The sequence below is a fragment of the Bacillus sp. FJAT-18017 genome (assembly GCF_001278805.1).
GTDB lineage: Bacteria > Bacillota > Bacilli > Bacillales > Cytobacillaceae > Bacillus_D.
In genome coordinates this window covers 96936-109418 of record NZ_CP012602.1, presented here as the reverse complement: position 1 = coordinate 109418, position 12483 = coordinate 96936, and the positions used below count along the sequence as shown (strand labels likewise).

Annotated in this window: 9 protein-coding genes; all 9 read left to right on the top strand. The window is 42.2% G+C overall.

What is annotated here, in order from left to right; genetic code table 11:
* Positions 1-229: 229 nt before the first annotated feature.
* Positions 230-1603, top strand: coding sequence for a bifunctional UDP-N-acetylglucosamine diphosphorylase/glucosamine-1-phosphate N-acetyltransferase GlmU (gene glmU, locus AM500_RS00605; protein WP_053597485.1), 1374 nt, complete (start codon positions 230-232; stop codon positions 1601-1603).
* A 21-nt stretch (positions 1604-1624) separates the two neighbouring features.
* A complete protein-coding gene (locus tag AM500_RS00600; RefSeq protein ID WP_043931795.1) occupies positions 1625-2581 on the top strand; it encodes a ribose-phosphate diphosphokinase in 957 nt (318 codons plus the stop codon).
* 207 nt (positions 2582-2788) lie between these two features.
* Positions 2789-3439, top strand: a complete 651-nt coding sequence (locus AM500_RS00595) for a 50S ribosomal protein L25/general stress protein Ctc (RefSeq protein ID WP_053597484.1) — start codon at positions 2789-2791, stop codon at positions 3437-3439.
* 181 nt (positions 3440-3620) lie between these two features.
* Positions 3621-4181, top strand: coding sequence for an aminoacyl-tRNA hydrolase (gene pth / locus AM500_RS00590; RefSeq protein WP_053597483.1), 561 nt, complete (start codon positions 3621-3623; stop codon positions 4179-4181).
* A gap of 105 nt (positions 4182-4286) precedes the next feature.
* The gene (locus AM500_RS00585; RefSeq protein ID WP_043931792.1) at positions 4287-4517 is read left to right on the top strand and encodes an anti-sigma-F factor Fin; all 231 of its coding nucleotides are present in this window, start codon (positions 4287-4289) and stop codon (positions 4515-4517) included.
* Positions 4518-4727: 210 nt separating this feature from the next.
* Positions 4728-8273: a transcription-repair coupling factor gene (gene mfd / locus AM500_RS00580; RefSeq protein WP_053597482.1), complete on the top strand. Its 3546-nt coding sequence runs from the start codon at positions 4728-4730 to the stop codon at positions 8271-8273.
* Between the two features lie 230 nt (positions 8274-8503).
* Positions 8504-9040 (top strand): stage V sporulation protein T, encoded by a 537-nt coding sequence (spoVT, locus tag AM500_RS00575; RefSeq protein WP_043934640.1) that lies wholly within the window; start codon positions 8504-8506, stop codon positions 9038-9040.
* Between the two features lie 183 nt (positions 9041-9223).
* Complete coding sequence (locus AM500_RS00570; RefSeq protein ID WP_053597481.1) at positions 9224-10828, top strand: putative polysaccharide biosynthesis protein; 1605 nt, start codon at positions 9224-9226, stop codon at positions 10826-10828.
* On the top strand, positions 10828-12297 hold the full coding sequence (gene mazG, locus AM500_RS00565) for a bifunctional methyltransferase/pyrophosphohydrolase YabN (RefSeq protein ID WP_053597480.1): 1470 nt from the start codon (positions 10828-10830) through the stop codon (positions 12295-12297). Before AM500_RS00570 ends, mazG begins: the two co-directional genes overlap by 1 nt.
* Positions 12298-12483: the final 186 nt, after the last annotated feature.

Genomic DNA, 12483 nt, shown 5'->3' with positions numbered 1-12483 from the left:
GCATAATGCATCAAGGGCCTACTCTAAAAAGTCAGGCTCTTTTTCATTTCTACAGGCTTACTCCCCTTAAATACCACACTATGTAAAAATTATACATTCTTCCAGTATCCTTGAAATAACAACCTATTTACGATAATATTTTAAATTGGATAAACAGAAGTTGGCTTTATGCAGAAAATACTTTATAACAGCCATTTTGTTGTATATATGTAAAAATGGAGGCATGTGCATGTCGAATCGTTTTGCTGTCATCCTGGCTGCCGGTCAAGGGACACGCATGAAATCAAAGCTTTATAAGGTTCTCCACCCTGTTTGTGGGAAACCGATGGTAGAGCATGTTGTTGACCAGATCTCGAATCTTTCCATAAATGAAATAGTAACAATCATCGGCCATGGAGCCGAGAAAGTAAAAACGCAGCTTGGAGAAAAAAGCAGCTACGCCCTCCAGGAAAAACAGTTGGGAACTGCTCATGCTGTTTTGCAGGCTGCAGGCCAGCTAGGGGACAAGGAAGGTGTTACCCTGGTTGTTTGCGGGGATACTCCTTTAATCACTTCTGAAACGATGGAAGCTTTGTTCAGCCACCATAGGACAACGGGTGCAAAGGCAACTGTATTGACCGCTCAGATGAGTGACCCTGCAGGATATGGCCGCATTGTCAGGAATGGGAAAGGCCATGTCGAAAAAATCGTTGAGCATAAAGATGCAAGTGAAGCTGAAAAGGCAATAACGGAAATCAATACGGGAACATACTGTTTTGATAATCAAGCTCTATTTTCCGCCCTCAAGAATGTTTCCAATGAAAATTCGCAAGGGGAATACTATCTTCCTGATGTCATTGAAATCCTCAAGAAACAGGGTGAGATAGTTTCTGCGTTTATGACAGCTGATCAGGCTGAAACACTCGGAGTCAATGATCGGATTGCCCTTTCTGAGGCCGAAAGGATTATGAGAAACCGAATTAATACACTGCATATGCGAAATGGTGTCACAATTATTGATCCAGCCTCCACCTATATTGGCCCGGACGTCCGAATTGGACAGGATACTGTAATCCTCCCGGGCACAATTATAAATGGCAGTACCGTCATCGGCTCGGATTGTAAAATAGGTCCCCATACGGAAATTGATTGTTGTGAAGTAGGAAATGAAACAGTTATCAGGCAGTCGGCTGCTTTCCAAAGCTCAATTGGATCTTGTGTGAATATCGGTCCATTTGCTCATATCCGTCCTGATTCCCAGCTTGGCAATGATGTCAAAATCGGCAATTTCGTCGAGATTAAAAAGGCTGTTATTGGAAATTCTAGTAAAGCCTCTCATCTCAGCTATATTGGCGATGCAGAGGTTGGCAGTGATGTAAACATTGGCTGTGGTTCAATCACTGTTAACTATGATGGCAAAAACAAGTTTTTGACCAAAATAGAAGATGGGGTATTTATCGGGTGTAATTCGAACCTTGTAGCCCCAGTGACGATCGGAAAGGGAGCTTATGTTGCTGCAGGATCGACAATTACTGAAAATGTCCCTTCTGAAGCCTTATCTGTCGCCAGAGCTCGGCAGGTAAATAAAGAAAATTATGTTCAAAAACTTAACATAAAGAAATAATCAATCCAATTGGAGGCCATCATGTCAAACCAATATTTAGATCCAAATTTAAAGGTGTTCAGCCTAAACTCAAATTATCAGCTGGCAGATGAGATTGCTAAGGTAATTGGAGTAGAGCTTGGTAAATGTTCAGTAACGCGTTTTAGTGACGGAGAAATTCAAATTAATATTGAAGAAAGTATCCGTGGCTGCGATGTATATGTAATTCAATCCACAAGTGCGCCAGTCAATGAGAATATTATGGAATTGTTGATTATGATTGATGCTCTAAAGCGCGCTTCGGCAAAAACAATTAATATTGTTATGCCTTATTATGGTTATGCCCGTCAGGATAGAAAGGCACGCGCTCGTGAACCTATCACTGCAAAGCTAGTCGCTAACCTGTTGGAGACGGCAGGTGCCACACGCGTTATTACTCTCGATTTGCATGCTCCGCAAATCCAGGGGTTCTTCGATATACCTATAGATCACTTAATGGGTGTTCCAATCCTGTCAGAGCATTTTAAAAGCAGGGATCTGAAAGGTGATATCGTCATTGTTTCCCCAGATCATGGCGGTGTTACCCGTGCCCGCAAAATGGCTGAACGATTGAAAGCCCCGATTGCCATCATTGATAAGCGCCGTCCGCGCCCAAATGTGGCAGAAGTAATGAATATCGTTGGTAATATCGAAGGCAAGGTAGCAATTCTTATTGACGATATTATTGACACAGCGGGTACCATTACGCTAGCAGCAAATGCACTTGTTGAGAATGGTGCGGCTGCAGTATATGCATGCTGTACCCATCCGGTTCTTTCCGGCCCTGCAATCGAACGGATCCAAAATTCAAAAATTAAGGAACTTGTCGTAACGAACTCGATTGAGCTGGGGGAGGAAAAGAAAATTCCTAAAATCCAATCCCTTTCAGTGGCACCTTTAATTGGCGAAGCCATTATCCGTGTCCATGAGGAACAATCCGTAAGTACTCTTTTTGATTAAACATATTGGGCCCGTCCGAAAAGGCAGGCCCTTTTCCTGCTTCTTTATTTTTAAATTTGAATTTAAAATCAAGCGGAATGCCCTATGGAGTATGTGATTTTAAGGAAATCCCTTTGAAGCTATAAGAATGTTGTGTTTAGACCTTCCTTTTTTGGGGCATTTTTTTATATAGGCACAAAATGATGAAAGAAGAGGAAGGGGATCATTATGAGCACAACTCTACTAGCTAAAAATCGCGGTGGGGAACAAAATTTACGGCCTAAGCAGCTGCGCAAACAAGGCGACATCCCGGCGGTTGTTTACGGATCAAAGGTAGATAGTACACCTGTTTATGTTAGTTCAGCGGAATTTGCCAAAACATTAAAAGAGGTTGGCAGAAACGGAGTCATCTCTCTGGATATTGAAGGCAATAAACAGGATGTAATTATGACTGATTATCAAAAAGACACGATCAACAATGAAATTCTTCATGCCGACTTTCTTGCAGTAGATAAAACATCAAAAATCAGTGTTGATGTCAATGTCGTTCTTACTGGTGACGCAGCAGGGGTAAGGGATGGCGGGATTCTTCAACAGCCGCTATTCACCGTATCTATTACAAGTACGCCGGAAAACATACCTCAATCCCTTGAAGTGGATGTAACGAATTTACAGGTAAACGAAGTCCTAACAATTGCGGATTTAAGTTCAGAAGGTAAATTTGAATTTAACCATGAGGGAGACGAAGTTATTGCCTCCATCCTTCCTCCAAAGGTAGAAGAAGAAATTAATAGTGGTGAGCAACAGGATGGTGGAACACCTGAAAATGAGGAAGGCAGAGAAACAGAACCTTCCGGAGCTTCTAAAAAAGAAGAATAGAGGTCGAGACGTAGCCTAAGGTTTTAGGTTACGTCTTTTATGGTTTACAATGAAAGTATAACCATTTCTTTAAAAGGAAAGGTTTTAGGAAAGCTTCAGGGATAATCATCACAGGGATAGGCGGACTCTGCCTGTCACGAAGGTGCTTGCGCTTTTCTTGTAACGAATGGGGGATTCAGAGATGAAATTGATTGTTGGATTAGGCAATCCAGGCAGACAATACGCCGGTACCCGCCATAATGTAGGCTTTGAGGTAATTGCTTTATTGGCAGAACGCCTAGGTATCGCAATGGATCAAGCAAAGTATAAAGGTTTGTTTGGAACAGGTATACATAAAGGGGAAAAAGTGCTGCTTCTCATGCCTCTTACATATATGAACTTATCAGGGGAGTCAATTCGGGCTGCTATGGACTTTTATAAGCTGGATACTGAAGACCTCGTAGTCATTTATGATGACCTTGATTTACCCGCCGGGAAAATCAGGTTACGGCAAAAAGGAAGCCCAGGTGGTCATAACGGCATAAAGTCGACGGTTGCCCACCTTGGGACACAGGAATTCAACCGAATTAGGATTGGTATTAGCAGACCGCCTGAGGGGGTAGCGGTTACTGATTATGTATTGGGCCGTTTTGGCAAGGAAGAAGAACCGTTTATTGAGGAAGCTGTCCATAAGGGTGCCTCTGCATGTGAGGCCTGGCTTGAAAAGCCATTTTTGCAGGTTATGAATGAATTCAATCAATAGCTTGCTGCATGCTTAAAGTCATCACATTATAAAATGGAAAGGCCTGAATAATTAACCCTAGAAAAGTCCATACTACGAATAGTGATGGGATAGGGAGGCAAAAAGATGGCTATCCATTATAAATGCAGGCATTGTGGCACTGAGCTTGGCTCGCTTGACATGATGACAGCTGATGCGATCAGGCTTGGATTACATGCATTAAACCAACAGGAACGTTCTCAAATTGTTTCCTACGGTGAGAATGGTGATATGGAAATAAAGTCAATTTGTGAGGATTGTCAGGAATCCCTTGAAAGAAACCCCGAACTTCACCAATATGATTATTTGATTCACTGAAAAGGCTTTGGAGGAAGATCCAAAGCATTTTTCTGTTTTCATATTGATCCTGTTCATCTTTTTCTTTTTACTTGTTAATTTATTGTTTTTTAAACATAGTTGATTGTAGCGGAAGGCGCGAGTATTTGTTTGTTAGTGCAAAAAATGCATAAAAAAGATAAGTAGCTTACATCCATATTGGAATTTAGATAGATAGGAAGGAGGAGAAGTATGGAAGGCCTAACAACCTTGTTCCTCAAGCAGGAGGACATACAATCAATTATTAGCGGTTTGAAAGGCGGCTTGAGGGAACAGCTGGTAGCGGGCTTGTCTGGATCATCCAGGACAGTTATGGTTGCGGCAATTCACAACCAAACAAAAAGGCCAGTTCTCCTTGTCACCCATAACTTACTGCAAGCTCAAAAATTATATGATGATCTAGTTAATCTTATAGATGAGAGGGAGGTTTATTTATTTCCGGCAAATGAGCTAATTGCTGCGGAAATGAGTATCGCCAGTCCGGAACTTCGCGCCCAAAGGATAGAAGTGTTAAACAATTGGAGCAATGGTGTGAACGGAATATTAGTTACACCTGTAGCGGGATTAAGAAAAATACTCCCCCCTGTCGACGTTTGGTCCAAGTACAAGATGCTGATTCAATTAGGTGAAGATATTGACATAGATGAACTGTTGCTGGATTTTGTTAGAATGGGATATATTCGCTCAGAGATGGTTGCAACACCTGGGGAATTCAGTGTCCGGGGCGGAATTGTCGATATCTTTCCTCTGACAGAGGCCGATCCCATTAGAATTGAATTTTTTGATACTGAGGTAGAGTCAATCCGAACATTCTCTCTTGAGGATCAAAGGTCAAAGAAGAAGTTATCCAAAGCAGTTATTGGACCTGCCAATGAAATACCGTTAGAGGAAGCGAATTATATAAGGCTTTATGAAAAACTTAAGGCTCAATTAGGAGCGAGCCTTAAAAAAATAAAGGATGAAAAAGCAAAACAGCAGCTTTCCCAAAATATATCATTTGAATTGGAGCAATTTAAAAACGGGCAGCGTACGGATGATATTTTTAAATATGTATCGCTTGCATACGAATCCCAAGCTAGTTTACTAGATTATTTCCCTGCCAATGGGCTAATTGTGGTCGATGAGGTCAGCAGGGTTCACGAAATGAATGAAAGCCTTGATAAAGAAGAGGCAGAATGGTACACATCTCTTCTTAGTGAAGGTAAAATTGTTCATGACTTATTGCTTTCCCATAACGCTCAAGAGTTGTTCCAGACTTCAAAAAAACCAGTTTTGTACCTATCGCTTTTTCTTCGGCATGTAGCTAATACCAGTCCGCAGAATATAATCAATCTTTCCAGCAGGCAAATGCAAAATTTCCATGGACAAATGCACCTGCTTAAGACGGAATTGGAACGCTGGAGAAAGGGAGGCTACTCAGTTGTTTTCCTTGGCCCTGACAAAGAAAGAGTAGATAAGCTGCAGCGTGTCCTCGGTGACTATGAAATTGAAGCAGGCCTTGCAGAAAGGACAAGCAAACTGTTGCCCGGAACTGTACAGATTATTCCAGGAAGCCTGCAAGGCGGCTTTGAACTTCCGATGCAGCGGCTCGCAGTTATTACCGAAGAGGAATTATTCAATAAGCGGCCAAAGCGGTCTCGCCAGCGGCAAAAATTATCAAATGCAGAGCGGCTAAAAAGTTACTCGGAGCTTAAGATTGGTGACTATGTTGTCCATATAAACCATGGGATTGGAAAGTATCTTGGAATAGAGACCCTGGTCATTAACGGGGTTCATAAGGATTATTTGCATATCCGTTATCAGGGGTCAGATAAGCTTTATGTTCCTGTTGAACAAATAGACCTAGTCCAAAAATATGTTGGTTCTGAAGGCAAGGAACCTAAAATTTATAAGCTTGGCGGAAGTGACTGGAAAAGGGTTAAGAAAAAGGTTGAGTCATCCGTTCAGGATATTGCAGATGATCTTATTAAGCTTTACGCAGAGCGTGAAGCTGCCGTAGGCTATGCCTTCAGCCCCGATGGTGAAATGCAGCGTGAATTTGAGGCATCTTTCCCTTATCAGGAAACCGAAGATCAACTCCGTTCTATTCATGAAATTAAGTATGATATGGAGAAATTACGGCCAATGGATCGGCTTCTTTGTGGCGATGTTGGGTATGGAAAAACTGAAGTAGCCATTCGGGCAGCTTTTAAGGCTATTGCTGATGGAAAACAGGTTGCCTTTTTAGTACCGACAACAATATTGGCACAGCAGCATTACGAGACAGTGAGGGAACGATTTCAGGACTATCCAATAAATATCGGACTATTAAGCAGGTTCAGGTCCAGAAAGCAACAAACTGAAACGCTAAAGGGCCTGAAAGCTGGAACTGTTGATATTGTTATAGGAACGCACCGTCTCCTCTCAAAAGATGTCGTGTATAGGGATATCGGATTGTTAATTATTGATGAGGAACAACGGTTTGGTGTGACTCATAAAGAAAAAATCAAGCAATTGAAAACAAATGTTGACGTTCTGACATTAACTGCCACACCGATTCCTAGGACACTTCACATGTCAATGCTTGGGGTTAGGGATTTGTCCGTTATAGAAACGCCTCCGGAAAACCGTTTTCCGATACAGACATACGTAATGGAATATAATGGTGCACTCGTAAAAGAAGCGATTGAAAGAGAGCTTGCCAGGGATGGTCAAGTATATTTCCTTTATAATCGAGTAGAGGATATCGAACGTAAGGCAGAGGAGATTTCCATGTTAGTTCCAGATGCCCGAGTTACCTATGCACACGGCCAAATGTCCGAAAATGAATTGGAATCCGTAATGATCAGCTTTCTTGCCGGGGACTTTGATGTTTTGGTTAGCACGACAATTATTGAGACAGGAGTAGACATTCCAAATGTAAACACCTTAATTGTCCACGATGCCGACAGGATGGGGTTATCACAGCTGTATCAGTTGCGTGGGCGGGTAGGGCGTTCTAACCGGATTGCCTATGCTTACTTTACCTATAGGAAAGACAAGGTATTGAATGAAGTTGCTGAAAAAAGGCTTCATGCGATAAAGGAGTTCACAGAGCTAGGGTCGGGTTTCAAAATTGCTATGAGAGATTTATCCATCAGAGGAGCTGGTAACCTGTTAGGTGCCCAGCAGCATGGCTTTATAGATTCCGTCGGTTTTGACCTGTATTCACAGATGCTGAAGGAAGCAATTGAAGAAAGGCAGAGTACTGGAAAAGAACAGGTTGCACAAACAATCGAGATTGATGTGGAAATCGATGCCTATATCCCTGAATCCTATATTCGGGATGGCCATCAGAAGATTGAGATGTACAAACGATTCCGTGGAGCGTCCGAGCTTGGTGAAATAGAGGAACTGGAAGCAGAGATGAAAGACCGCTTTGGGGAGTATCCTGATGAAGTAGCATATCTGTTTCAGGTTGCAGAAATCAAAGTTCATGGACGAAGGGCTGGAATTGAATCCATTAAGCAAACCAAAGATATCATTACACTTCTTTTAAGCGAAAGATCAGTTACTGAAATCCCTGGTGATAAAATCATTGGTGTCACCGAGCCATATGGCCGCGCGGCTGGTTTTGAAATGGACGGGAAGAAGTTTAAAATCAATCTGAACAAAAAAGGAATGGATACTGCGGTTTGGCTGCATGCAATTTACCAAATGACAAAAGGCTTGGATGACGCACACACTAATACGATGGCGTCAAAAAAATCAGTCCATTAAAAAAAGGAAGTTTGACTCAGGAAAAACATGGGTAATTATCCAATGTAAATAACTATTTGCACTGGAATGTTTATCCGTTTCTGGAAGTTTTGTTAATACCGCAAAAAAATATCCGCTTATGTATAGAACTTTCCATATGAAGGATACTAAGTTCAAACTTGGCGAAGCTTTCACGAAAAGGAAGAAAGCCAGCCAATTTCAATCATCAGATGAAAGTGAGGCAACATTGGATGAAAGCAACTGGTATAGTTCGTCGTATCGATGATTTAGGTCGTGTTGTTATACCGAAGGAAATTCGCAGAACCCTTCGTATTCGGGAAGGGGACCCGTTGGAAATATTCGTAGACAGAGACGGGGAAGTCATCCTGAAAAAATACTCGCCAATTAGTGAATTGAGCGATTTTGCGAAAGAATATGCCGAAGCATTATATGACAGCCTTGGCAATCCGGTTCTTATTTGTGACAGGGATACCTATATTGCTATGGCGGGTGGATCCAAAAAGGATTTCCTAAATAAAAATATTAGTGACCTTGTTGAAAAAACAATGGAAGACCGTTCATCTGTTCTCGTAACCCAGCAGGGAACCATTGCCCTTACTGATGGCAATGAAGAATCGATTTCCTCTTATACCATTGGACCCATCATTGCCAATGGAGACCCGATAGGAGCCGTTATTATTTTTTCTAAAGAAGGAACACTTGGAGAAGTCGAGCAAAAAGCAGTTGAAACGGCAGCTGGCTTCCTTGCGAGGCAAATGGAACAATAATAACAGCATTAACAAAGAGGGTGGCCATACATGTGCCGCCCTTTTTGCTATTATATAGTCAGCTTCAGTTCCCAACCTGGCTGTCAAGCAGGTTTTCTCGTCTCCTCTAAGCGATAATGCATGAAGATATCTATTTTCACTGTGCTATAATAGGTGACGAATTCATTCATGAAGGAGATAGAAATGGGGCCGAGTAACCAGACGAAAAATCTATTTAAAGGTGCCTTTATCCTAACGGCAGCTGCACTATTTACCAAACTGTTAAGTGCCGGCTACCGGATTCCTTTTCAGAATATTGCAGGGGATGTAGGTTTTTACATATATCAACAGGTATATCCCTTCTACGGGATTGCCATGGCTCTAGCGACAACAGGGTTTCCAGTTGTGTTATCGAAATTATTTGCAGAACATCGCAATAGGGAACGTCAGCTCTTTGCTGCTTCGTTTTTACTACTGCAGTGCTTTGGTATTGTATGCTTCGCCATCCTTTACCTGGGAGCTAATTTTATTGCTCGTGTAATGGGAGATGAGGGCTTGGCGATATTGCTAAAGGCTGTGGCTCCTGTTTTTTTGCTCTTTCCAGGTATTTCCGTCCTTAGAGGCTACTTCCAGGGAAGAGGAGATATGGTACCAACTGCTGTTTCCCAAATCGGGGAACAAAGTATTCGTGTAGCAACCATCTTGGTAATTGCACTCTTGTTTGTCCAACAAGGCTATTCCTTATACTTAGTTGGAGCGGGAGCGATGTTTGGTTCGATTACTGGAGGTATTATAGCGCTTATTATTTTATTACTTTTGTTAAAAAATAGAAGGACATCCCGTCGGGAAAGCGGGAAGGAATTCTTCATGCTTCGGTTTTCAGAGTTTAAACAAATTGCACGTTTACTTGGGCTTCAGGGCATGGCAATTTGCATTAGCAGTCTCTTGATGGTATTTATTCAGTTAGGCGATGCTTTAAATCTGTATGCACTTCTTGTCAAAAGTGGGGTTGACCCCGAGCGTGCGAAGGAAATGAAAGGAATATTCGATAGGGGACAGCCACTTATCCAGCTAGGCCTCACTGCGGCTTCCACTATTGCATTCTCGATAGTTCCTCTAATTGCCGCTAGCAAGCTTCGGAGGGAAAAGGATTTTTTAATAGGAAAGATTAGACTTGCGGTCCAGGTTACGATTGTAATTGGGGCTGGGGCCGCCGCGGGGCTTTGGGCCATCGTTGAACCAGCTAATATTATGCTGTTTCAGAACAGCAGCGGGACGGCGGTGCTGGCCGTACTGAGTATAGCCATTCTATTCAGTTCGTATATCTTAACCGCATCTGCCATACTGCAAAGCCGCGGGGTCCTGCTATTTCCTGCTGCTGTCATCCTTACAGGATTCCCACTGAAGTATGTCCTGAATTTAATCCTTGTTCCGCGTTTCGGAACCATGGGCGCAGCGTGGGCAACGACAATAGCTTTATTTATGATGGCTGTTACAGTCGGCCTGGCTCTAAAAGATACATTTAAGGGTGAAATATTAAATTTTTCGTTTATAAAAAATGTCATTTTTGCCTTGGGAGTAATGATTGTATCCTTAAAGTTATTTTTGGCGGGAACTGATTTTCTATATCATTTGGATAGCGTTAGAACTGCGGCATCCCTTCAGGCAGTCATAGGCTGTCTAGCAGGTGGTTTTCTTTATGTATGGCTTGTAATCAAGAGGGGGGTTTTTCGCGCTGATGAACTGGCGTTGTTTCCGTTTGGAAGCAAATTGATTTTACTTTTGCCTGAGGATAGGAGAAGGAAATGATGAAGAAGCAGATAGAAATTATCGGGCTAGGTTCTGCCGAGCTCGATCAAATGCAGCTTGGCGTTTACAGGAAATTAATGAATGCCGGCAGAGTATACTTGCGGACAAAAGAACACCCAGTTGTCCGTGAGCTGGAAACTGAGGGCTTCCGATACACAGCTTTTGATGATATTTACGAAAAACATGATAATTTTGAAGAGGTATACCGGGAGATTTGTCACAGAATACTGGAAGAGGCAAGTACAGGCCCAGTCCTTTATGCTGTACCGGGACACCCGCTAGTAGCTGAAAAGACGGTTCAACTGCTCTTGGACGCATCGAATGCGGATCAAACCATCCAAATTGTTTTTGGCGGAGGGCAAAGCTTTTTAGATGCGCTTTTTCAAGCACTTCGAATCGACCCTGTCGAGGGATTTCAGCTTTTGGATGGGACGGAGCTGAAGGCAGACGATCTTCAGGTTACCCAGCACATGTTCATCAGTCAGGTATACGATAGATTCACGGCTTCAGACGTCAAACTTACCCTAATGGAAAGACTTCCTGATGAATATGAGGTATATATTGTTACAGCAGCAGGAAGCAGTGACGAGAAAGTTGAAAAAGTAATGCTATATGAACTTGATCGTAAATCAGAGGTTCATAACCTTGTAACCATTTATGTACCGCCTCTCAGGAAGGATGAGTTGAGATGGCGTGATTTTTCGAAGCTTCGAGAAATTATTGCAACGTTAAGGGGACCAAGTGGTTGTCCCTGGGATAAGGAACAAACGCATGAAACTTTGAAGAAGTACTTAATTGAGGAAACGTACGAGACGATTGATGCTATTAATCAAGGTGATATCGATAACCTAGTGGAAGAGCTTGGTGATGTTTTGCTTCAGGTCATGCTCCACGCACAAATAGGAGAGGATGATGGATACTTTACTATCAATGATGTAATTGAATCTATATCTTCAAAAATGATTAGAAGGCATCCGCATGTTTTTGGTGATAGACATGCCAGTACCCCTGAGGAAGTGGTGGCAAACTGGGAGGAAATAAAAGCGAGTGAAAAAGAGATGGTGAAGGGGGGGTCACTACTCGAATCGATTCCTGGTTCTTATCCGGCTCTAATTAAAGCGTACGAACTGCAGAAAAAAGCAGCGAGGGTAGGCTTTGATTGGAAGGAAATAGGGCCCGCATTTGCAAAAGTTAAAGAAGAGCTTGGTGAATTTGAGGCGGAGCTTGTCGATAAGAATCATTTACACCTTGCGAAAAAAGAGTTTGGAGATTTACTCTTTGCCTTTGTAAATGTAAGCAGATTTTTAGGCATTCATCCTGAAGAGGCTCTGTCGGAAACAAATGATAAGTTCATCCGGCGTTTTCAATATGTCGAGAAAAAGGTACATGAAAGTGGAAAACCATTCGAGAACCATTCTCTTGAACAACTAGATGCATTTTGGGATGAAGCAAAAAGAGAAGGGCTTTAATATAGGCTGTTTTAGTGGATAGTGTTAATTTTATAGCAGTGTTGATATTGATTGGAGCGGAAGGCGTCGTGACAGGCAAAGAACGCCTGTCCCTGCGATCATTATTCTTAGAAGCTTCCCTTTTTGTAGCGGAAATCAACATACTTGTTTAACAAAGCCTTAATATAAAGAAAACATAATCAATGA

Excerpts from the sequence above, each read along its gene's own strand:
- glmU (WP_053597485.1), top strand. The coding sequence starts at position 230 with ATGTCGAATCGTTTTGCTGTCATCCTGGCTGCCGGTCAAGGGACACGC.
- AM500_RS00600 (WP_043931795.1), top strand. The coding sequence starts at position 1,625 with ATGTCAAACCAATATTTAGATCCAAATTTAAAGGTGTTCAGCCTAAAC.
- AM500_RS00595 (WP_053597484.1), top strand. The coding sequence starts at position 2,789 with ATGAGCACAACTCTACTAGCTAAAAATCGCGGTGGGGAACAAAATTTA.
- pth (WP_053597483.1), top strand. The coding sequence starts at position 3,621 with ATGAAATTGATTGTTGGATTAGGCAATCCAGGCAGACAATACGCCGGT.
- AM500_RS00585 (WP_043931792.1), top strand. The coding sequence starts at position 4,287 with ATGGCTATCCATTATAAATGCAGGCATTGTGGCACTGAGCTTGGCTCG.
- mfd (WP_053597482.1), top strand. The coding sequence starts at position 4,728 with ATGGAAGGCCTAACAACCTTGTTCCTCAAGCAGGAGGACATACAATCA.
- spoVT (WP_043934640.1), top strand. The coding sequence starts at position 8,504 with ATGAAAGCAACTGGTATAGTTCGTCGTATCGATGATTTAGGTCGTGTT.
- AM500_RS00570 (WP_053597481.1), top strand. The coding sequence starts at position 9,224 with ATGGGGCCGAGTAACCAGACGAAAAATCTATTTAAAGGTGCCTTTATC.
- mazG (WP_053597480.1), top strand. The coding sequence starts at position 10,828 with ATGAAGAAGCAGATAGAAATTATCGGGCTAGGTTCTGCCGAGCTCGAT.